Source organism: Amycolatopsis sp. NPDC003865 (assembly GCF_053605345.1).
Genome location: NZ_JBSGJA010000018.1, coordinates 203,150 through 222,474 on the forward strand (window position 1 = coordinate 203,150; position 19,325 = coordinate 222,474).

22 protein-coding genes are annotated in these 19,325 nt (G+C 71.9%); 14 read left to right on the forward strand and 8 right to left on the reverse strand.

Going from position 1 to position 19,325, the window contains the following annotated elements:
- Nucleotides 1-5: 5 nt before the first annotated feature.
- Genes ACWEVP_RS35575 through ACWEVP_RS35585 form a run of 3 tightly spaced genes read right to left on the reverse strand, consistent with a single transcriptional unit; the run spans nucleotide 6 to nucleotide 1,209 of the window.
- Nucleotides 6-395 (reverse strand): NUDIX hydrolase, encoded by a 390-nt coding sequence (locus ACWEVP_RS35575; protein WP_452066956.1) that lies wholly within the window; start codon nucleotides 393-395, stop codon nucleotides 6-8.
- Nucleotides 392-784, reverse strand: coding sequence for an NUDIX hydrolase (locus ACWEVP_RS35580; protein ID WP_452066957.1), 393 nt, complete (start codon nucleotides 782-784; stop codon nucleotides 392-394). The genes ACWEVP_RS35575 and ACWEVP_RS35580 overlap by 4 nt, the downstream gene beginning before the upstream one ends.
- Complete coding sequence (locus ACWEVP_RS35585) at nucleotides 781-1,209, reverse strand: isochorismatase family protein (RefSeq protein WP_452066958.1); 429 nt, start codon at nucleotides 1,207-1,209, stop codon at nucleotides 781-783. Before ACWEVP_RS35585 ends, ACWEVP_RS35580 begins: the two co-directional genes overlap by 4 nt.
- 30 nt (nucleotides 1,210-1,239) lie before the next feature.
- Here ACWEVP_RS35585 and ACWEVP_RS35590 point away from each other — a divergent pair, with 30 nt between their 5' ends.
- A complete protein-coding gene (locus tag ACWEVP_RS35590) occupies nucleotides 1,240-1,965 on the forward strand; it encodes an SDR family NAD(P)-dependent oxidoreductase (RefSeq protein ID WP_452066959.1) in 726 nt (241 codons plus the stop codon).
- A 200-nt stretch (nucleotides 1,966-2,165) separates the two neighbouring features.
- Here ACWEVP_RS35590 and ACWEVP_RS35595 read toward each other — a convergent pair whose 3' ends face one another.
- The 3 genes from ACWEVP_RS35595 to ACWEVP_RS35605 are packed head-to-tail and all read right to left on the reverse strand — an operon-like array spanning nucleotide 2,166 to nucleotide 5,165.
- Nucleotides 2,166-3,347, reverse strand: coding sequence for a PQQ-dependent sugar dehydrogenase (locus tag ACWEVP_RS35595; RefSeq protein ID WP_452066960.1), 1,182 nt, complete (start codon nucleotides 3,345-3,347; stop codon nucleotides 2,166-2,168).
- A gap of 46 nt (nucleotides 3,348-3,393) precedes the next feature.
- A complete protein-coding gene (locus tag ACWEVP_RS35600) occupies nucleotides 3,394-4,050 on the reverse strand; it encodes a response regulator (RefSeq protein ID WP_452066961.1) in 657 nt (218 codons plus the stop codon).
- Nucleotides 4,047-5,165: a sensor histidine kinase gene (locus ACWEVP_RS35605; RefSeq protein WP_452066962.1), complete on the reverse strand. Its 1,119-nt coding sequence runs from the start codon at nucleotides 5,163-5,165 to the stop codon at nucleotides 4,047-4,049. Before ACWEVP_RS35605 ends, ACWEVP_RS35600 begins: the two co-directional genes overlap by 4 nt.
- Before the next feature lie 131 nt (nucleotides 5,166-5,296).
- On the opposite strand from ACWEVP_RS35605, the gene ACWEVP_RS35610 reads away from it, so the two are divergent.
- A complete protein-coding gene (locus ACWEVP_RS35610) occupies nucleotides 5,297-5,893 on the forward strand; it encodes a class I SAM-dependent methyltransferase (RefSeq protein ID WP_452066963.1) in 597 nt (198 codons plus the stop codon).
- Nucleotides 5,865-6,356, forward strand: a complete 492-nt coding sequence (locus ACWEVP_RS35615; protein WP_452066964.1) for a DedA family protein — start codon at nucleotides 5,865-5,867, stop codon at nucleotides 6,354-6,356. The genes ACWEVP_RS35610 and ACWEVP_RS35615 overlap by 29 nt, the downstream gene beginning before the upstream one ends.
- Here the strand turns inward: ACWEVP_RS35615 and ACWEVP_RS35620 are convergent.
- Nucleotides 6,332-7,105, reverse strand: a complete 774-nt coding sequence (locus ACWEVP_RS35620) for an MmyB family transcriptional regulator (protein WP_452066965.1) — start codon at nucleotides 7,103-7,105, stop codon at nucleotides 6,332-6,334. The genes ACWEVP_RS35615 and ACWEVP_RS35620 overlap by 25 nt on opposite strands.
- Before the next feature lie 74 nt (nucleotides 7,106-7,179).
- Here ACWEVP_RS35620 and ACWEVP_RS35625 point away from each other — a divergent pair, with 74 nt between their 5' ends.
- From ACWEVP_RS35625 to ACWEVP_RS35640, 4 genes are all read left to right on the forward strand, one after another.
- Complete coding sequence (locus ACWEVP_RS35625; protein WP_452066966.1) at nucleotides 7,180-8,103, forward strand: LLM class flavin-dependent oxidoreductase; 924 nt, start codon at nucleotides 7,180-7,182, stop codon at nucleotides 8,101-8,103.
- A 52-nt stretch (nucleotides 8,104-8,155) separates the two neighbouring features.
- Nucleotides 8,156-11,710 carry a transcription-repair coupling factor gene (gene mfd, locus ACWEVP_RS35630; RefSeq protein ID WP_452067002.1) on the forward strand — a complete coding sequence of 1,185 codons (3,555 nt, stop codon included), beginning with the start codon at nucleotides 8,156-8,158 and terminating at the stop codon, nucleotides 11,708-11,710.
- An 85-nt stretch (nucleotides 11,711-11,795) separates the two neighbouring features.
- Entirely contained in the window at nucleotides 11,796-12,638 is an 843-nt protein-coding gene (locus ACWEVP_RS35635) for a helix-turn-helix domain-containing protein (RefSeq protein ID WP_452066967.1), read from the forward strand.
- Nucleotides 12,607-12,768, forward strand: a complete 162-nt coding sequence (locus ACWEVP_RS35640) for a DUF397 domain-containing protein (protein ID WP_452066968.1) — start codon at nucleotides 12,607-12,609, stop codon at nucleotides 12,766-12,768. Before ACWEVP_RS35635 ends, ACWEVP_RS35640 begins: the two co-directional genes overlap by 32 nt.
- Here ACWEVP_RS35640 and ACWEVP_RS35645 read toward each other — a convergent pair.
- Nucleotides 12,752-13,159, reverse strand: a complete 408-nt coding sequence (locus tag ACWEVP_RS35645) for a hypothetical protein (protein ID WP_452066969.1) — start codon at nucleotides 13,157-13,159, stop codon at nucleotides 12,752-12,754. The genes ACWEVP_RS35640 and ACWEVP_RS35645 overlap by 17 nt on opposite strands.
- 85 nt (nucleotides 13,160-13,244) lie before the next feature.
- On the opposite strand from ACWEVP_RS35645, the gene ACWEVP_RS35650 reads away from it, so the two are divergent.
- The 7 genes from ACWEVP_RS35650 to ACWEVP_RS35680 are packed head-to-tail and all read left to right on the forward strand — an operon-like array spanning nucleotide 13,245 to nucleotide 19,307.
- On the forward strand, nucleotides 13,245-14,270 hold the full coding sequence (locus ACWEVP_RS35650) for a hypothetical protein (protein ID WP_452066970.1): 1,026 nt from the start codon (nucleotides 13,245-13,247) through the stop codon (nucleotides 14,268-14,270).
- Nucleotides 14,267-15,193 (forward strand): MazG family protein, encoded by a 927-nt coding sequence (locus tag ACWEVP_RS35655; RefSeq protein WP_452066971.1) that lies wholly within the window; start codon nucleotides 14,267-14,269, stop codon nucleotides 15,191-15,193. Before ACWEVP_RS35650 ends, ACWEVP_RS35655 begins: the two co-directional genes overlap by 4 nt.
- 60 nt (nucleotides 15,194-15,253) lie before the next feature.
- On the forward strand, nucleotides 15,254-15,811 hold the full coding sequence (locus ACWEVP_RS35660) for an RNA polymerase sigma factor (RefSeq protein ID WP_452066972.1): 558 nt from the start codon (nucleotides 15,254-15,256) through the stop codon (nucleotides 15,809-15,811).
- A complete protein-coding gene (locus tag ACWEVP_RS35665) occupies nucleotides 15,808-16,593 on the forward strand; it encodes a zf-HC2 domain-containing protein (protein WP_452066973.1) in 786 nt (261 codons plus the stop codon). Before ACWEVP_RS35660 ends, ACWEVP_RS35665 begins: the two co-directional genes overlap by 4 nt.
- Before the next feature lie 10 nt (nucleotides 16,594-16,603).
- The gene (locus tag ACWEVP_RS35670) at nucleotides 16,604-17,392 is read left to right on the forward strand and encodes an ABC transporter ATP-binding protein (protein ID WP_452066974.1); all 789 of its coding nucleotides are present in this window, start codon (nucleotides 16,604-16,606) and stop codon (nucleotides 17,390-17,392) included.
- Nucleotides 17,392-18,750, forward strand: coding sequence for a hypothetical protein (locus ACWEVP_RS35675; protein WP_452066975.1), 1,359 nt, complete (start codon nucleotides 17,392-17,394; stop codon nucleotides 18,748-18,750). Before ACWEVP_RS35670 ends, ACWEVP_RS35675 begins: the two co-directional genes overlap by 1 nt.
- A complete protein-coding gene (locus ACWEVP_RS35680) occupies nucleotides 18,747-19,307 on the forward strand; it encodes a hypothetical protein (protein WP_452066976.1) in 561 nt (186 codons plus the stop codon). The genes ACWEVP_RS35675 and ACWEVP_RS35680 overlap by 4 nt, the downstream gene beginning before the upstream one ends.
- Nucleotides 19,308-19,325 lie beyond the last annotated feature (18 nt).

The following is a 19,325-nucleotide window of genomic DNA, read 5'->3' on the forward strand; positions in this document are numbered from 1 at the left end:
GTTCGCTACGCGAGCCGGCCGGTTTCGTGGAGGTGGTCGAAGATGATCCGGTCCACCGCCGACACCGCGCCCCGGTCCGCGTACGCCAGCCAAACGATCTCTTCGATCTCGCTGCTGGCGGCCAGCGTCCCGGCGTACTCCGCCGTGTAGCAGGTCATCCGGACGAGCGTGCCAGGGTGGCCGTGTGCCTCCGCTTCGAACACTCCCACCGGGGCGATCGACTCCTCGCTGATCGCCACGTCGAGTTCCTCGCGGATTTCGCGGACCAGCGTCTCGGCGTCCGTTTCGCCGGGCTCGCGTTTGCCGCCGGGGAGGTAGTACACCTCCTTGCCGCGCGATCGCGTGCTCAAGATCCGGCCGTCGACCAGGTGCAGCCACGCGATCTTGTCGATCACCGCAGCGCGCCGGTTTCGTGGAGGTGGTCGAAGATCAGCTGCGCGACCAGCGACACCCGCGGCCGGTCCTCGTAGCCGAGCCACGCGATCTCTTCGATTTCGCTGCTCGCCTTCAGCGTCCCCGCGTATTCCGCCGTGTACGCCGACGTCCGCACGATCGTGCCCTCGGCCTTCCCGTGCGCTTGGCCCTTGAACGTGCCCGCCGGGGCGATCGACTTCTCGTCGATCGCCACGTCGAGTTCCTCGCGGATTTCGCGGACCAGCGTCTCGGCGTCCGTCTCGCCCGGTTCGCGCTTGCCGCCGGGCAGGTAGAACTTGTCCTTGCCCCGCGAGCGCGCCGCCAGGACCCGGCCGCCCGCCACCTCGATCCATGCCACCTTGTCGATCACGCCAGGACCTCGTCCGTCGTCATGACCGCGCCCAGGCGCGGGAAGATCTTGGTGATCGCGTTCTCGTGCGAGATGTCGGACAGCGCCGTCATCGCGTCCGCCACCGCGACGACGTCGTAACCGTGGTCGGAGGCCGCGCGCAGCGTCGACTCCACGCCGAATTCGGTCGCGATGCCGCCGATCGTGTGCTTCGTGACGATCTTGCCGTCCTGCGCGTCGAAGACGAGGTCGCTGCCCGGCGGGTTGTCCGGCCGCGACACCTTGACGACCACCACCGGCGCCCCGGCCTCGCGGAACGCCGTCCGCAGCCGCAGCGCGTTCGCGACGACGTCCTCGCCCGAGTACGGCGTGGTCGGCAGCGCGACGATCCGTTCCTGCAGGTCGACGAGCACGAGCGCGGACGTGGCGGGATCGATCTCGGTCATGCCCCGATCCTAGGCACTAAGCTCGAAGGCATGGGGAACAGCAGGGAAGTCGTGGTCACGGGCGGCGGCACCGGCATCGGGTACGCCGTCGCGGCGGCGTTCGCCGAGGCCGGCGAGCGGGTCACCATCACCGGGCGCCGCGAGCAGGTGCTCTCCGAAGCCGCGACGCTGCTGGGTGCGCGGCCCGTCGTCTTCGACGCCGCCGATCCCGCGGCCGTCGAGTCCGCACTCGGGGAGTTGCCCGAGCGCGTCGACGTCCTCGTCAACAACGCCGGTGGCAACACGGACTTCCTCGAGTCCGAAGGCGACGGGCTCGCCGGCTTCGCGGCCGCGTTCGAGCGCAACCTCCGGTCCAATGTGGTCAGTGCCGCCCTGGTGACGCACGCGCTGCGCGAGCGGCTCGCCGACGACGCGCGCATCGTGACGATCGGGTCCATCGCCGCCCGCACCGGCGCCGGCTCGTACGGGGCGGCCAAAGCCGCGGTCGAGGGCTGGAACGTCAGCGTGGCCCAGGAGTTCGGCCGGCGCGGGATCACCGCGAACGTCGTCGCGCCGGGACTGATCGGCGAGACGGAGTTCTTCCACGGCAAGCTTTCCGACCGGCGGCGCGAACAGCTGATCGGGAACACGATGAACAAGCGGCCGGGCACGGTGGACGACATCGCGGCCGTCGTGACGTTCTTGGCGAGCCCCGCCGCCGGGCACGTCACCGGACAAGTGGTGCACGTCAACGGCGGGGCTCACCTGGGGAAATAGTACGTTGGATACCGGTCCCCGATCGTCAGGTCGGCGGTGACGATCGAGGACCGGCGCGGTGCTGCCGCGGGAACGCTTTCTTCGGACCGCGTCCAACACTCGTCGGGGGCGGGCGAAAACTCTTGGTGCACACCATGTTCCGCGATCCGCCGCCCCGGCGGAAGTGTCCACGGCACGCCACGGCCGTGTTTTTCTCATGATCAGGCGGGCGTGACCTTCAGCAGCTTGTCGTCCGTGCCGTCCGAAGTCGTCACGTACAGCGCGCCGTCCGGCCCGCTTCGCACCGCGCGCAGGCGGCCGAACTTGTCGTCGAACTCCGGCGGGAGCGAGACGTCCAGGACCTTGCCCGCCGCGTCCAAGTGGTACAGCAGCAGCTTCTGGCCCTTCAGCGCCACGACGACCAGCGCGCCGTCGTTCGGGCCCCACTGCGCGCCGGTCAGGAACGCGTCACCGCTGATCGCCTCGGTGATCTTCCCTGAAGTCCACAGTGGACTCACCGCGTCCGGGAAGCGCTTGAGGTCCGTCATCGGCACGCTCTCGTCGTAGCTGGAGTCCGTGCCGCCCTTCGACGGGTCCCAGCCGTAGTTCGCGCCCGGCTTGAGCAGGTTGACCTCGTCGTCGAACGTCGGCCCGTGCTCGGCCGTGACCACCTGGCCACTGCCCGGCCGGATCGCCACCCCCTGGACGTTGCGGTGCCCGTAGGTGTAGATCAGCCGCTCGCGCGGGTCGGCCGAGGTGATGAACGGGTTGTCCGGCAACGGGTTCCCGGTCTTCGCGTCCAGCCGCAGCACCTTGCCGCCGAGCGAATGCCGGTCCTGCGCGATCGACGCGCGGGCCGTGTCGCCGGTGCCGACCAGCAGCGCGCCGTCCGGGGCGAACGTCGGGCGGCAGCCGGAGTGCCGTCCGCTCGGGTTCACCGGCAGCCCGGTGAGCAGGTTCTTGACGCGCGACGCGCTCGTGCCGTCCTCGGCGAGCTTCCACGTGACCAGCCGGATGTCGACGGCCTTGCCGCCCTCCTTGTGGTCCTGGCAGGTGATGAACTCGCGGCTGGTCGAGAAGTCCGGGCTGATCACCATGCCGAGCAGGCCGCCTTCGCCCTGCACGAGGACGTCGGAGAAGTCCGCCTTGACGTCGGTCGCCTTCCCGCCGCGGACGAGCGCGAGCTTGCCGGGCCGCTGCGGCACGAGCATGCCGCCGTCGGGCAGGAAGCCGATGTCCCAGCCGTGCTGGAGCCCGGCGGTCACCGTCTCGACCTTGAACTTGCCGGTCGAGGCCGGGGGCGTGGACGCCGGCGGGACGCTCTGGACCGGTGCGCTCGCCGCGCCCGAGCAGGCCGCGGTCAGCAGGGACACGGCACCGATGAGACCCAGCACACGTCGCATACGGTTCATCCTGCCAGCAACCGGTGAAATCGCCGTTCGGAACCGCTCACGAACCCGGCCGCACCAGCCCCGACTCGTAGGCGAAGACGACCGCGTGCACCCGGTCGCGCAGCCGCAGCTTGCCGAGGATCCGCCCGACGTGCGTTTTCACGGTCGTCTCGCCGATGTACAGCTTCGCGGCGATCTCGCCGTTGGACAGCCCGCGCGCGATGAGCCCCAGCACGTCCTTCTCGCGCTCGGTCAGGACGTCGAGCTTCGCGACGTCCACCGGATCGCGGCCGTCGGCGAGGTAGCGGTCGAGCAGCCGCCGGGTGACCGACGGCGAGACCATCGAGTCGCCGCGCAGCACCCCGCGGATCGCCACGAGCATCTCCTCCGAAGGGGCGTCCTTCACCAGGAACCCGCTGGCCCCGGCGCGCAGCGCGGCGTAGGCGTACTCGTCGAGGTCGAACGTCGTGATGATCAGGACCCGCACGTCCGGCAGCTCGGCGCAGATCCGCCCGGTCGCCGCGACGCCGTCGAGCACCGGCATCCGGACGTCCATCAGCACCAGGTCCGGCCGCAGCTCGCGCGCCTTCGCGACGGCTTCCTCGCCGTTGGCCGCCTCGGCCGCGACGACCAGGTCGTCCTGGCTCTCGACGATCATCCGCAGCCCGACGCGCACCAGCTCCTGGTCGTCGCAGAGCAGCACCCGCGTCCTCATGTCCCCACCACCAGGCTCGCGCGCACCCGGTAGCCGCCGTCGGGCAGCGGGCCGGCCGCCAGCTCGCCGTGGTACATCTCGACGCGCTGGCGCATCCCGGTGAGCCCGCGCCCGGACGACGGCAACGCGGGCGCCGGCGCGGACTTCCCGCCGCTGTTCGTCACCTCGATCCGGATCTCCTCCGGTGCGAAGGCGACTTCGACGCGGCCGGTCGCGTCGGCCGGGGCGTGCTTGATCATGTTGGTCAGTGCCTCCTGGACGATCCGGTAGGTCTGCAGCGCGGCGCTCGCGGGCAGGCCGGCCGCGTCGCCGGTGACGTCGAGGGTCACGGCGCGCCCCGTCTGCTCGACGAGCCGGCGCAGCTCGCCGGCGCTCGGCTGCGGGCTGCGCGCCTCCTGGCCGGCGTGCAGGACCTCGAGCAGGCGCCGCAGCTCGGCGAGCGCGGTCCGGCCCGTGCGGCCGATCGTGTCGAGCGTGCGGTCGACGGCTTCGGGGTCGCGGTGCCGGGCCAGCTTCGCGCCCTCGGCGTTCAGCACGATCACGCTCATGCTGTGCGCGAGGACGTCGTGCAGCTCGCGTGCGATCCGCGTGCGCTCCTCCGCGACCGCCGCCCGCGCCTGGGCTTCGTCGCGCTTCTGCTCCTCAGCGGTGAGTTCTTCCTTGCTGCGGAAGAACTCCCCGAGCGCCCAGGCGGCGATGTGCAGGGGCCAGATGCCGACGATCGTGGCGGTCGGGTTGTCGGTGTAGGTCCCCCAGGCGAACCCCCACTCCCACCCGAGCGCGAAGATCGCGACCGCGATCACGGCGGCGAACCGCCGTTGCCCGAGCTTGACGAGGGTGAACAACACGACCGCCATGGCCAGCTCGGTGCGGCCGCGGTCGTAGGCCCAGATCTCGTTGACGTACACCACCACCGCGCCGGCGATGATCAGCACGGCGACCGTCCGTGGGTACCGGCGCCGCACGAGCAGCGGCAGCAGGAACAGCATCGGGATCGCGCGCGTGGCCCACGGCTCCTCGCCCGCCCAGCTCGGCGCGAGGAAGACGAAGACGGCGTACAGCGGCAGGTCCACCGTCCACCGGTGCCTGCGCACCCACCTCACGAGTCGCTCCACGCACCGAACGTAGCGCCGGGACCGGGCCCGGGTCGTCATCCTTCCGGTCCGGCCGTGTCCTCCTCCGGGAGGACCGGACCGGTCGATCCGACGGATTCGCGGCCACCCCGGTCGTTCCTAGCGTCGAGGGCATGTCGATCACCAGGGAATTCCTCCGCCACCCGGTGCTGACGGGCGCGATCGCGCCCAGCTCGCCGCGGCTGGCCGAAACGATGACGGCGGGCCTCGGCCTGGAGCGCGCGGCGCGCGTCGCCGAGCTGGGGCCGGGCACGGGCGTGTGCACCGAGGCGGTCCTCGCGCTGCTTCGCCCCGAAGCACGTCTGACCGCTTACGAGATCAACCCGCGCTTCGCGGCCTCACTGCGCGAGCGGTTCCCGGGCCTGGACGTCGTCACGGGCTCGGCCGAGCACCTCGCGCTCGACGGCGTCGACGTCGTCGTCTCGGGTCTGCCGTGGACGGCCATGACCGCGGACCGCCAAAGCCGCATCCTCGACGCCGTCACCACGGCGTTGACCCCCAATGGCCGCTTCACGACCTTCGCGTACGCCCACGCGGCCTGGACGCCGCCCGCGCGACGCTTCGCCGCTTCGCTGCGCAGCCGGTTCGCCGTCGTGGAGCGCACTTCGGTCGTCTGGGGCAACCTGCCGCCCGCGTTCGTCTACCGCGCGGCGCTTCCGGTGGCGGTGGGGAGGACGCGGGATGGACAGCCTGCTGCGGCCACTGCTTGACGCGCCGGCGCCGGTCGTCTACCTCGTCTGCTTCCTGGTCATCGCCGCCGAGACGGCGCTGCTGCCGGGGATCGTGCTGCCGACGTTGTCGACGTTGCTGCTGATGGGCTTCCTCGCCGAGCGGGGCACGCTCCACTTCGGACTCGCGTTGCCGGTGGCCGTGGTCGCGGCCGTCCTCGGGGACCAGTTCGCGTACCTGGAAGGGCGGCGCCTCCGCCGATCCCGGCTCGCCGGCCGCATCGGGCAGGATCGCTGGGACCGCGCGGAAAAGGCGGTCGCGCGCTACGGCGTCCCGGCGGTGATCGCGGGGCGCTGCCTGGCCGGGCTGCGGACGCTGGTGCCGCGCGTCGCGGGCTCGGCGGCGATGCCGTACCGCCGGTTCGCGGCGGGCAGCGTGTGCGCGGCGGTGCTGTGGGCGAGCGCGGAACTGCTGGCCGGTCACGTCACCGCGCTGGTCGTCTGAAGGCGCTGCGCGGTTTCGGCGTCCGCGGGCAGGAACGTCTCCAGCTTCAGCTCCGACACCGTGACGTCGGCGGCGGTCGCGAACGTCGTGATCGCCGTGATCAGCCGCAGCTCACCGACCGAAGTGGACAGTCGCACCGGGACGGCGAAGCCGAGGTGGCCGTCGGACGGCGGTCGTTGCGGCGGCAGGTAGGACTCCAGTTCGGCGAGCTGCGCGGCCAGCCGGTCGTCCGGGGTGCGGGCCAGGTCGTTGCGGAGGCGCTCGAGGATGTGCCGGGCCCAGTCGTCGAGGTTGCGCACGCGCGGCGCCATGCCGTCCGGGTGCAGCGCGAGCCGCAGCGTGTCGACCGGTTCCTCCAGCAGTTCGGGTTTGACGCCTTCGGTGAGCAGGGAAAACGCGTCGTTCTTCGCGACGAGCAGGCCGTAGCGGTCGACGACGATCGCGGGGTACGGGCGGTGGCCGTCGAGCAGCCGCCGCAGGCCGTCGAGCACCGGCCGGATCGCCGGGTCGTCGAGCCGCGTCTCGGGGTACGTCGGCGCGTAGCCGGCGGCGTGGAGCAGGCCGTTGCGTTCGCGCAGCGGCAGTTCGAGCGACTCGGCGACGCGCAGCACCATGCCGCGGCCGGGCAGCGAGCGGCCGCTTTCCATGAAGCTGACGTGCCGCTGCGTCGTGCCCGCGCGCAGCGCCAGGTCGAGCTGGCTGAGGCGGCGACGGGTGCGCCAGTCCTTGAGCGCCGTTCCGAAGTCCACGGGTTCATCTTGCTCCGCCGCGCCATTCCCTTCGGGGAATTGAAGGCATTCCCGGGGTGGACGACGCTTCCGGCATGACGAAATACGGCCTGGTCCTGCCGACCTACCAGCCCATCCTCGACGCCGGGCGGACCGCGCCCGAGCTGGTCGAGGCCGCCGTCTCCGCCGAAGAGCTCGGCCTCGACTCGGTGTGGGTGGGCGACACCCTGGCGCGCGCCCCGCTCGACGCGTTCGCCATGCTCGCGGCCTTCGCGGCCCGGACGTCACGGGTGACGCTGGGGACGTCCGCGCTGCTCCCGGCGTTGCGGGACCCGGTGCTTTCGGCGAACCAGCTGCTCTCCCTGGATCTGCTGAGCGGCGGCCGGCTGACGGTGGCGGTCGGCGCCGGTTTCGCCGGGCGGAGTGAGCCGGAGTTCGCTTTCGTGGGGGTGCCGTGGGCCCGTCGCCGGGCCCGGCTGGACGACATCGTGGGCTTGTGGCGGGCGGCGTGGAGTGGTGCGTCGTCGTTCCACGGGTCGGTGCTGCACTACGACTCGCTGCCGTCGTTCCCGGCGCCGGCGCGTGCGGGCGGGCCGCCGGTGTGGCTGGCCGCGTACACGCCGGGCGCGCTTTCGCGGATCGGGCGGTTGTACGACGGGTGGCTGCCGTACCCGCCGGACCCCGCGGACTACGTGTCGGGGCTGGCGCGGATCCGGTCGCTGTCGTCGCGTCCGATCACGCCGGCGTTGTTCGCGACGGTCCTGGTGGAGGACGACCCGGTTCGGGGGCGTGAGCTGCTGGAGGAGTACTGCCGGCGGAACTACGGCATGCCGGCGGACTTCGTCCAGGGCATCCAGATGCAGGTGACGGGCTCGGCGGCGGAGGTGGCCGCCCGGCTGCGGCGGTACGAAGGGACCGAGCACGTCCTGCTGCGGATCGCGAGCACGGACCCGAAGGTGTTCGACGAGCAGCTGCCGAGGCTGGCGGAGGTCGCGAACCTGCTGCGTCACCAGCCGTGATCGGAAACTTGTCGGGGGTGGCACGTAGGCTGGGACCGTGACCGACGCTCCACTGTCCGGACTCCTCACCGCCATCCTTCCCGACCCGGCCCTGCGCGGCGTGGTCGAGCGCGCCGGTGCGCCGCTGCTCGAGCTGCAAGGCCCGATCGCCGCCCGGCAGCTCGTCGCCGCCGCGCTGGCCGCCGACGAGGGCGCCGCCAAGCCCGTCCTCGCCGTCACCGCCACCGGCCGCGAGGCCGACGAGCTGACCGCGTCCCTCAGCGCCCTCCTCGGCAAGACCAGAGTCGCCGATTTCCCCAGCTGGGAGACCCTCCCGCACGAGCGGCTCTCCCCGCGCGCCGACACCGTCGGGCGCCGGCTGGAGGTGCTGCACCGGCTCAAGACCGAGGACGACACCCTGCGCGTCGTCGTCGCCACCGTCCGCAGCCTCATCCAGCCGATGGCGCCCGGCCTCGGCTCGCTCGCCCCCGTCGACCTCGTCGTGGGGGAAGAACAGAGTTTCGAGGGCCTCCTCGAACGGCTCGTCGAGCTGGCCTACACCCGCGTCGACATGGTCGAGAAGCGCGGCGAGTTCGCCGTCCGCGGCGGCATCCTCGACCTGTTCGGGCCGACCGCGCAGCACCCCGTCCGGGTGGAGTTCTGGGGCGACGAGGTCAGCGAGATCCGCGCGTTCGCCGTCTCCGACCAGCGGTCGCTGCCCGGTGAGATCCCGCGCGTCACCGCGCCGCCGTGCCGCGAGCTGCTGCTCACGCAGCCGGTCAAGGAAAAGGCCGCCGAGCTGGCGAAGACGTACGAGGCCGACGCCCACCTGGCCGAGATGCTCACCAAGCTTGCCGACGGCATCCCGGTCGAGGGCATGGAGGCGCTCATCCCGGTGCTCTGCGAGGGCGAGCTGGAGCTGCTCACCGACGCGATGCCGGCCGGCACCCACGTGGTGCTCACCGACCCCGAGAAGATCCGCGCCCGCGCCGCCGACCTCGTCCGCACCGGCCAGGAGTTCCTCGAAGCGTCCTGGACGACGGCCGCCGCGGGTGGTCAGGCCCCCATCGACCTCGGCGCGTCCGCCTACCGCGGGCTCGACGAGATCGCGTCCCACGCGCAGGACACCAAGCGCGCCTGGTGGACGCTCACCCAGCTGACCAGCGAAGACCCGGACGTCTACCGCGTGTCGGTCGAGGCCGCGCCGTCCTACCGCGGCGAGCTCGAGCGCGCGACGACCGACCTGCGCGCCCACACGGCGTCGGGTGGCACGGCGGTGCTCGTGGTCGCCGGCCAGGGCACCGCGGCGCGCGCGGTCGAGCAGCTCTCGGGCGCCGACGTCCCGGCGACCCAGGCGGGCGACGGCCTCACCGGTGCCCCGGCCCCGGGCATGGTCACGGTCACCTGCGGTGGCCTCACCGACGGCTTCGTCTCGCCGGAGCGCGCCCTGGTCGTGCTGAGCGAAGCGGACCTGACCGGCCGCGGCGCGGGCGCCGGAACGTCCACAAAGGACCTGAACACGAAGATGCCGTCCCGGCGGCGCAACGCCGTCGACCCGCTGGCGCTGAAGGCGGGCGACTACGTCGTGCACGACCAGCACGGCATCGGCCGGTTCGTCGAGATGGTCCAGCGGACGGTCGCCGGCGCCACCCGCGAGTACCTGCTGCTGGAGTACGCGTCGTCGAAGCGCGGCCACCCCGGCGACCGGTTGTTCGTGCCCACCGACCAGCTCGACGAGGTCTCCCGCTACGTCGGTGGCGAGCTGCCCACGCTCAACAAGCTCGGCGGCTCCGACTGGAAGAACACCAAGGCCAAGGCCAAGAAGGCGGTCAAGGAGATCGCGGCCGAGCTGGTCCAGCTGTACGCGGCGCGCCAGGCCGCGCCCGGGCACCCGTTCGGCCCGGACACGCCGTGGCAGCACGAGCTGGAAGACGCCTTCCCGTTCACGGAGACGAACGACCAGCTCGCCGCGATCGACGAGGTCAAGGCCGACATGGAACGCGGCGTCCCGATGGACCGCGTCATCTGCGGCGACGTCGGCTACGGCAAGACGGAGATCGCGGTCCGCGCGGCGTTCAAGGCGGTCCAGGACGGCAAGCAGGTCGCGGTGCTCGTCCCGACGACGCTGCTCGCCCAGCAGCACCTGAACACCTTCACCGAGCGCATGCGGTCGTTCCCGGTGACGATCAAGGGCCTGTCCCGCTTCACGAACAAGGCGGAGTCGGACGCGATCCTGGAGCAGCTCGCGGGCGGCGAGGTCGACATCGTGATCGGCACGCACCGGCTGTTGCAGACGGGGATCCGCTACAAGGACCTCGGTCTGGTGATCGTCGACGAGGAGCAGCGCTTCGGCGTCGAGCACAAGGAACACATCAAGGCGCTGCGCACGCACGTCGACGTGCTCACGATGTCCGCGACGCCGATCCCGCGCACCCTGGAGATGTCGCTCGCGGGCATCCGCGAGATGTCGACGATCCTGACCCCGCCGGAGGACCGGCACCCGATCCTGACGTACGTCGGCGCGTACGACGACAAGCAGGTCGGTGCGGCGATCCGCCGCGAGCTGCTGCGCGACGGCCAGGTCTTCTACGTCCACAACCGCGTGTCGTCGATCGAGAAGGCCGCGCGGCGGATCCGGGAGCTGGTGCCCGAGGCGCGGGTCGTCACCGCGCACGGGCAGATGAACGAGGAGAAGCTCGAAAAGATCATCCAGGGCTTCTGGGAGAACGAGTACGACGTCCTGGTCTGCACGACGATCGTCGAGACGGGCCTGGACATCTCGAACGCGAACACGCTGCTGGTCGAACGCGGTGACCTGCTGGGTCTGGCCCAGCTGCACCAGCTGCGCGGCCGCGTCGGACGTGGACGCGAGCGCGGGTACGCGTACTTCCTGTACCCGCCGGAGGTGCCGCTGACGGAGACGGCGCACGACCGTCTGGCGACGATCGCCCAGAACACCGAGCTGGGCGCGGGCATGGCGGTCGCGATGAAGGACCTGGAGATCCGCGGCGCGGGCAACATCCTGGGGGCGGAGCAGTCCGGGCACATCGCGGGCGTCGGGTTCGACCTGTACGTGCGGTTGGTCGGCGAAGCGGTCGACGCGTTCCGCCGGCACGCGGGCGCCGAGCCTGCCGAAGAAGAGGAATTGGCGGAAGTCCGCGTGGATCTCCCGATCGACGCGCACATCCCGCACGACTACGTCCCGGGCGAGAGGCTGCGGCTGGAGGCCTACCGCAAGATCGCGGCGGCGCCGGACACGGAAGGCTTGGACGCGGTCCGCGAAGAACTGATCGACCGCTACGGCCAGCCCCCGGCCCCGGTGAACCGGCTGCTGGCGGTGGCGCGGTTCCGGCACACGTGCCGCGAGGCGGGCGTGACGGAGGTGGCGGTCCAGGGCAACACGATCCGCTTCGCGCCGCTGCCGCTGGCGGACTCGCAGATGGTCCGGCTGAAGAGGCTGTACCCGAAGGCGGTGTTCAAGGCGGTGACGAACACGGTGTCGGTGCCCAAGCCGACCGAGGGCCCGGCGGGCGGCCGGATCGGCGCGCCGACGCTGCGGGACGAAGAGCTGCTGGACTGGTGCACGAAGCTGCTGACACAGCTGACGAAGAAGCCCGCGGCGGTGTAACGGGCAGCGGACACCCGGCGCCACTTCGGGGGACTTCTCGTTGTGGCGCCGGGGTTCCTGCTTTCGGTGGTTTTACGTTCGGCCGATGAACATCCGTAGCAGGCAGCTCGGTGAACGGCTGCTCCAGCGCATGGCGGAGAAGCGGTGGGGCGTCCGGGAGATGTCCCGGAGGCTCGAGGTCAGCGCCCAGTGGGTTTCCTCGGTGACGCGAGGCCAGGTGCGGCCCGACCCGGTGCGGTTGGCGAGGTTTCTGACGGAACTGGGGGTTCGGGGAGCGGAATTCCGCGAGCTGATGGCCCTGGGCGACGAGATGCGCAAGCCCGGCCTCCTAGAGCGATCCGAAGACATTCGAACCCTCGTGAGCCACGAAGAACACGCCATCGCGATCTCGGTGTTCCAGGCGAACGTGGTGCCTGGCCTGCTGCAAACCGGCGACTACGCTCGCAGCCTGGCGGCCGAGATGGGCAACCAGCCCGATCCCGACAAGCTCGATGAGCAGGTGTTCGCCCGGTTGTCCCGCCAGGCGATCCTGACCAGGCAGCGGGTGCGATTCCGGTTCTTCCTGCACGAATTCGTGCTCCGCCTCCCGGTGGGTCTCCCGCACGTGATGAGCGCCCAGCTGCGGCAGCTGGTGCGACTGTCCGACCAGCAGAACATGGTCATCCGGATCGTTCCGGCCTGCTTGGGCGGCCACCCCGCCTCGGCAGGGCACTTCCAGCTGATGGAGTCGGACGCGTACCAACCGGTCATCTGCATCGAAAGTGAGGAGACCTCGCTGTTCCTGGAAGAAGGCCGCGAGATCGAGGCTTACCGAAGAGTGCTGCGCGGGCTGGAAAGCTGCGCTCTCGATGAGGCAAAATCGAGAGAACTGATCGCCGACCTCATCGGAGAAGCAGATGCTCGAAGCATGGCGCAAGAGCACTCATAGCAGCCAGGGCGACTGTGTCGAGGTCGTCCTCGACCGAACCGTCCTGGTCCGGGACACCAAAGACCGCGAAGGCGGCATCCTCACCGCCTCCCCAGTCACCTGGCGGGAACTGCTCAGCCGACTTCGCTGAACATCGGCGGCATGCTCTCCGCCAACCCCATCCGCACCGACTCCACCGGCACCGGAACCGCCCCGGCACCCGCCATCGGCAACGGCCGAGGCCGCCTCGGCATCCGCGACCCCGCTCCGCCACCCCGCCCCGGGTACACCAACAACCCCCGAGCCGGGTCCGGGACCGCGTCCAACGCCGCCGTCACCGCCGGCAGCCCCCGGAACGCGTCCCTGCGCGACTCCGACGTGAACTCGATCTCCAGCACCACACCCCAGCGGTGTTCGTGCCAAACCCACTGCTCAGCGCCGTTCGTGAGCGCTGCCTCCGTCAGTGCGTCGCCGTGGGCGAGGCGCCACAGTGTTGCCGTGGACTCGCCGTCGAACACCTCGATCGTCAGCCACTGGTCCATAAGTCGACATTAGCGCCGCGCGTAGCCCATGGGTGTTGCGTTTCGGGTGCGATGGTGTGAGAGGGTATGGCCTGTGATGCGGATCATGGGGCGCCCTCGCGCGCTGGTCGCGGTCGTTGCCGGTGCACTTCTGCTCGCCGGGTGCGGCTCGGGCCCCAGCCAGGTCGGCAGCGCCGTCATCGTCGGCGACAGCTCGGTCTCGCTCGACCGCGTCCAGTCGATGATCGACCAGGCCGTCCGCGAACAGCCCTACGGCCAGAAGCTCGCCCGCGAGCACAAGCTCGACCAGCTGGGCCGCGAGATCGTCCGGCAGACCGTCCTGCACGAGCTCACCGAGCGCGCCGCGCGGAAGGAGGGCCTCGTCGCCGACCAGGCGAAGGTCGCCGCCCTCACCGCTCAGGAAAAGGCCACCCCCGTCACCGACACCGGGCAGGGCGACTCGGTCGCCGTCACGCAGATCGTCTCGAAGCTGCGCGACCCCGGCGAGGTCGCCAACGACGTCGTCCTCGAGATGCAGCTCGCGCAGAAGTACCTGCCGAAGCTGTCCGTCAGCGCGGACTACGTCGGCATCAGCGCCACCAGCGAGACCGACCCCGAGGCCCGCACCCGCGCGTTCGACCTCGCGAAGCAGTTCGCGGCCGACCCCGGCAAGATCCAGGCCACCATCCAGCAGGCCGGCCAGGAGGCCCAGCAGGCGCAGCAGACCGGCATGCCCGGCGCGGGCGGTTTCTCCGACGCGGGCATGACCGAGGTCTTCGGCGCCGCGCAGTACCTCTCGCTGGCGCAGACCCCGCTCTTCGGCTCGCCCGCGAACAGCGTCGTCGCGTTCCAGGCGCGGATGCCCGCCAAGCCCGACTGGTACGTCTTCGTCGTCCACGCCCGCGGCACCGACAAGGCCGTCCCGGCCGACCAGGAAGCCCAGAAGCCGACCGACCAGCAGCTGACCTCGATCGGCACCCGGCTGCTCCAGCCGTACCTGTCCGACGCCGGGCTGCGCGTCAACCCCCGCTACGGCGTGTGGGATGTTGTCGGCATGAACCTCGCGCCGAACCAGGACGCCACGAAGGGCACCGTCGTGCCCCTGAGTGGTGCCGCACCCGCTCAGCAGTGAGCACGGGTGTCGTCGTAGTCGTCCGCGGGGCGGCGCTGCCCGCCGCGGCACTGAAGATCCTGCGTGATTCCACCGCCGTGTACGCGGCGACGGACGTCGACGCGAACGCGTTCGGCGTCCCGGCCGTCACCGAGGCGCCCTCGTTGAAGGACGTGGTGCTGCTCGCCGGGTCCCGCGACGAGCCCGCGGCGTCGCTGCTCATCGCCACCGGCGCCGAGGTCATCGAGACGCCGGCGCCGCCGCTGGTCGAAGCCGCCGAGGTGATGGACCGGCTCCGCTCGCCCGGCGGCTGCCCGTGGGACGCCGCCCAGACGCACGAATCGCTGCGGCAGTACCTCGTCGAGGAGACCTACGAGCTGCTCGACGCCATCGAGTCGGGCGATCGCGAGGCCCTGCGCGAGGAGCTCGGCGACGTCCTGCTCCAGGTGCTCTTCCACGCGCGTGTCGCGGCCGAGGACCCCGCCGACCCGTTCGGCATCGACGACGTCGCCGCCGAGCTCGTCGCGAAACTGGTCGGCAGGCACCCGCACGTGTTCGCCGGCGCCGACGGCGTGCACACCGTCGAGCACCAGAACGTCAAGTGGGAAGAGCTGAAGCAGCAGGAGAAGCAGCGCAAGTCCATTGTGGACGGCGTGGCGCTCGGCCAGCCCGCGGTGGCGCTGGCCGGCAAGCTCGGGCAGCGCTCCGGGCGCGCGGGCATCCCGCTGGACCTCTTCCCGACCGGCACCGGCGCCGCCGCCCAGCTGTTCCGCATCGCGGCGACGGCGCGGCGCGCGGGCGTCGACCCGGAGGGTGAGCTGCGGGCGGTGGCGAAGCAGTTCGCAGCCGACGTCCGGGCCGCCGAGCAGGCCGCGCGCGACGCCGGCCTGGAGCCGACGACCCTGGAAGCCGACGGCTGGCGGAAGTTCTGGCCCTCCCGCTGACTGTGACGCAGCACACAGTCGGGTGAGAACCGTTCGTCACCTCCCGGCGTCTTGCCTGGTGTGAGGAAGCCGCCACTGGAGGACGCCGACGAGGAGCACCTCGTGCGGCGCACGGCCAAGGGCGACCGCGCGGCGTTCGAAGAGCTGTACCGCCGCACGTCGCCCTGGCTCGCCGTGCGCCTGCGCCGCCGGTGCGCGGACGAGCAGGTCGTCGCCGAAGTCATGCAGGAGACGTACCTGGCCGTGTGGCGGGCGGCCGGCTCGTTCGCGGGCGCCGCGACCGGGGGCACCGCGGTCGGCTGGGTGTGGACGATCGCCGCGCGGCGGCTGGTCGACGCGTTCCGGCGCCGGGCGCGCCAGGCCGAAGTGCCGGCGGAGGTGGCGCTCGACGTCGCATCCGTGCCGGCGGCGGAAGACATCGCACTGGCGGCGACGATGGGTGACGACGTCGGCGACGCGCTGCGCGACCTCGCGCCGGAGCTGCGGCAGGTCCTGCAGGCGATGGTGCTCGACGGGCTGACCGTCCGGGAGACCGCCGTGCTGCTCGGGCTGCCGGAAGGGACCGTCAAGACCCGTGCCCGCCGGGCGCGGATCGCGATGCGGGAGGCGTTGTCATGAACCATGCGTCGGATCGGCTCATCGCCGGGTACGCGGCGGGCGACGACCTCCCCGGTGACCGGCTGTGGGCCCTCGAAGCCCACCTCGAGACCTGCGCGCCGTGCCGGGCGCGGCTCGCGGCGGTGGCGCCGGTGCGGCCGGTGGTCGACGCGGTCTGGGAGCGGGTCGCCGTCGAGCTGGTCCCGCAGCCGCGGCCGCGCCGGCGACGGTGGCTCGACACGTGGGTCACGCCGGCGATGGTGCCGTGGCTGGGGATGATCGTGCTGGTCATGCTGATCGCGCTCGGGCTCGACCAGCTCTGGCACGTCGCGCTGAAGGACGTGACCGGCGTGCAGCTCTTCGCGCCGGTGCTGCCGGTGCTCGGGGTGGCGGCGTCGTGGGCGCGGGGGCTCGACCCGGCGTACGAGGTCGTCACGGCGACGCCGCGGGCCGGGCTCTACCTGGTCGCCCGGCGGACGGTGGCGGTGCTCGCCGTCGTCCTGCCGGCGCTCGGCGTCGCCGGGTGGCTCACCGGCACCGCGCCGTGGCTCTGGCTGGTGCCGAGCCTGGCGTTCACCACGGGGACGCTCGCGCTCGGCGGGCTGATCGGGATCAGCCGGGCGGCGTACGCGCTGCTCGGGGTGTGGGTCACGGTCATCGCGCTGCCGAGCCTCGCGGTCCCGGAGCACGCTTTCGCGCTCAGCACCGGCGCACTGCCGGTGTGGGCGGGGATCTTCGCGCTGACCACGGTGGTCGTCGTCCTGCGCAGGGCGGCGTTCACCCGGCTCGGCGCGCACCACTAGGGAGGAAGAGATGCGGGCAGTCGGAGCAGCCGAGGTGGCGCCGTCGACCTACGCCTGGGAGATCCGGGCGGACGGGCTGAAGGTGCGGGTAGGGCGGCGGAAGCTGGCGGTGGACGGGCTGGACCTGTCCCTGGGCAAGGGGGTGCACGGCCTGCTCGGGCCGAACGGCGCGGGCAAGACGACGCTGATCCGCGCGCTGGCGACGGTCCTGCCGTCGGCGTCGGGCACGTTGACGTTGCTCGGCGGCGTGGAGCGGCGTGCGTTGCGCCGCCGGATCGGGTACCTGCCGCAGCACTTCGGGTACTACAAGCGGTTCACCGTCCGGGAGTTCGTCGAGTACATCGCGTGGCTCAAGGAGATGTCCAAAGAGGACATTCCCGGTGCGGTGCAGCGCGCGATCGACCGGGTCGGCCTCGCCGAGCGCGCGGACGACCGGATGAAGACGTTGTCGGGCGGCATGGTCCGGCGGGTCGGGATCGCGCAGGCGATCGTCAACGACCCCGACATCCTGCTGCTGGACGAGCCGACCGCGGGGCTCGACCCGGCCCAGCGCGTGCGGTTCCGCGAACTGGTGCAGGAGCTCGGCCAGGACTCGTGCGTGCTGATCTCGACGCACCTGGTCGAGGACGTGGCGACGGCGTGCTCGGACGTCGTCCTGTTCGCCGAGGGCAAGCTGGTGTTCCAGGGGACACCGGACGAGCTGGCCGCGGCCGGCACCGCCGAGCACGTGGGGGACAGCCCGATCGAGCGCGGCTACTCGGCGCTGCTGGACCACCGGCCGGGCCAGGGGGCGTGGTGATGATCCTGCGCACCGAGCTGCGGCGCTCGATCGCGCCCTGGGCCGGGCTGGCGCTGCTCGTGGTGGCGCTCGGCTTCCTGTTCCTGCTGTCCGGGCCGTGGTGGAAGGTGCCCGCGCCGTGGACGGCGAACACGACGACGACCGCGCTGTGGCTGCGGTTCCTGCTGGTGTTCCTGTGGCCGATCGTCGTCGGCGCGGGGGCGATCCAGGGCATGCGCGACAGCCGCTCCGGCATGGTCGAGCTGCTGGCCACGACGTCCCGGCCGGGCTGGCACCGGGCGATCCGGCTGGCGGGCGCGGTGGGGCTGCTGAGCGCGCTCGGGTTCCTGGTGGTGTTCGGCACCGGCCTGGTGGAGGTGCTCGGGCACGGCGGGTTCGTCTCCGCGAGCTTCGTGCCGGTCGTCCTCGTCGGCGTGCTCGCCGTGGTGGCGGGGAGCTGGGTGGGGCTGGCGGCCGGGCGGCTGCTGCCGCACCCGCTGACCGCGCCCGCGCTGGCCGTGCTGACACTGGTGGGGTCGATCCTGGCCTGGACGACGCTCGAAGGGGCCGCGCTGTCGATGCCGTACAGCCGGTTCGGGTTGCTGGCGCCGGCTCTCGGGCAGCCACGGGGTTCGCTGGTGACGACGGCGGGTTCGGTGGACCTCGGGCAGGCGGTGTGGTTCGCGGGGCTGGCCGTGACGGGATTCCTGGTGCTGGCGGCGAACTCCGTGCGGGCCCGGCTCCTCGGCCTGCTCCCGGTGGTGGCCGGCGTCGCGATCGCCCTGCCGGTGTTCCCGGCGTCCGCCGACGGGCTCCTGGTTCCCGACGGCGTTGCCGCGCAGAAGGTCTGTGACGGGCCGATCTGCGTCAGCCGGGCGCACGAGGACAGGCTGGCCGCGCTGGCCGTGCCGGGCCGGGAAGCGCTGGCCATGCTGGCGAAGCTGCCTGGCGCGCCCAGCCGGATCGAGGAACAGATGGCGTCGGGGTCCCTCGTCTCCCGGCCGGCTCGGGATCCCGGCGTCGTCTACCTGAACTTCCAGCGCGACGAGGATCTGCTCACGGCGGACGCCGGCACCCTGCGGCTCGCGGTGTTGTCCGGCGCCGGGGTGCCCGGGTGTGTGCCACCGAGCCACGGCGACCTGCCCGACGTGGGCGCCCGCATGATCGCGGCGGCGTACTTCACCGGCGAGCTGAAGCCGTTGCCCGAGTACGGCGGGAGCTGGTTGAGGCGGGAGTTCGGCTCCATCGAGCAGGTGTGGGAGAAGTTCCGCGCGCTTCCCCCGGACGTCCGGTTCGCCCGGATCGTCGCCGTGCGCCAGGTGCTCCTGACCTGCCAGGGCGACCCGCTCGGCACGCTCGTGCCGGGTTACTCACTATGAGGTGGGTGACGCTCTACGCGCGTTCGCGGCAGGTGCCGACGGCGTTCACCGCGCTCGTGGCCGCGACGGCGGGTGTGTGGTTCCTGGCGCGCGACTCGTGGTCGGTGATCCCGGTCGTGCTGGCGCTGACAGCGGGCATCGCGGTGGCGGCGATCGGGCTCGGCGGCCAGGACCCGGACCTGGACCGCACGGCGGCGCTGCCGTGGCCGGTGCGCCGGTTCGCACACCTGGTGTTGATCGGCTTGGCGGCCGGCGGTGCGGTGCTGGCGGTCCAGCAGCTGGGCGCGACGACTGTCGACATGTCGATCATCGTGCGTGACGCGGCGGGGTTGCTGGGGTTGGCGGGTTTGGCGGCGACGGTCGCGGGCGGCCAGTTCGGGTGGACGCTGCCGCTGGTTTGGGCGGCGATCGCGCCCTTCGTGCCCAAGAACGGCACGACGAGCGAGGTAGCGGCCTGGATGGTGCAGCCGGCCGGAACGTCGGCGGCCACCTGGACGGCGGTGACGCTGGCGATCACCGGCGCGGCGGCCTACACCGTTCGGGGTGGCCGCCGCTGACCGCCGGCCACGTCACGG

Bases quoted from the DNA above. Each gene is read 5' to 3' on its own strand.
- ACWEVP_RS35635 (WP_452066967.1), top strand. From the start codon at position 11,796: ATGAACATCCGTAGCAGGCAGCTCGGTGAACGGCTGCTCCAGCGCATG.
- ACWEVP_RS35585 (WP_452066958.1), bottom strand. From the start codon at position 1,209: ATGACCGAGATCGATCCCGCCACGTCCGCGCTCGTGCTCGTCGACCTG.
- ACWEVP_RS35680 (WP_452066976.1), top strand. From the start codon at position 18,747: ATGAGGTGGGTGACGCTCTACGCGCGTTCGCGGCAGGTGCCGACGGCG.
- ACWEVP_RS35610 (WP_452066963.1), top strand. From the start codon at position 5,297: ATGTCGATCACCAGGGAATTCCTCCGCCACCCGGTGCTGACGGGCGCG.
- ACWEVP_RS35600 (WP_452066961.1), bottom strand. From the start codon at position 4,050: ATGAGGACGCGGGTGCTGCTCTGCGACGACCAGGAGCTGGTGCGCGTC.
- ACWEVP_RS35670 (WP_452066974.1), top strand. From the start codon at position 16,604: ATGCGGGCAGTCGGAGCAGCCGAGGTGGCGCCGTCGACCTACGCCTGG.
- ACWEVP_RS35625 (WP_452066966.1), top strand. From the start codon at position 7,180: ATGACGAAATACGGCCTGGTCCTGCCGACCTACCAGCCCATCCTCGAC.
- ACWEVP_RS35665 (WP_452066973.1), top strand. From the start codon at position 15,808: ATGAACCATGCGTCGGATCGGCTCATCGCCGGGTACGCGGCGGGCGAC.
- ACWEVP_RS35645 (WP_452066969.1), bottom strand. From the start codon at position 13,159: ATGGACCAGTGGCTGACGATCGAGGTGTTCGACGGCGAGTCCACGGCA.
- ACWEVP_RS35640 (WP_452066968.1), top strand. From the start codon at position 12,607: ATGCTCGAAGCATGGCGCAAGAGCACTCATAGCAGCCAGGGCGACTGT.
- ACWEVP_RS35615 (WP_452066964.1), top strand. From the start codon at position 5,865: ATGGACAGCCTGCTGCGGCCACTGCTTGACGCGCCGGCGCCGGTCGTC.
- ACWEVP_RS35675 (WP_452066975.1), top strand. From the start codon at position 17,392: ATGATCCTGCGCACCGAGCTGCGGCGCTCGATCGCGCCCTGGGCCGGG.
- ACWEVP_RS35650 (WP_452066970.1), top strand. From the start codon at position 13,245: ATGGGGCGCCCTCGCGCGCTGGTCGCGGTCGTTGCCGGTGCACTTCTG.
- ACWEVP_RS35595 (WP_452066960.1), bottom strand. From the start codon at position 3,347: ATGCGACGTGTGCTGGGTCTCATCGGTGCCGTGTCCCTGCTGACCGCG.
- ACWEVP_RS35590 (WP_452066959.1), top strand. From the start codon at position 1,240: ATGGGGAACAGCAGGGAAGTCGTGGTCACGGGCGGCGGCACCGGCATC.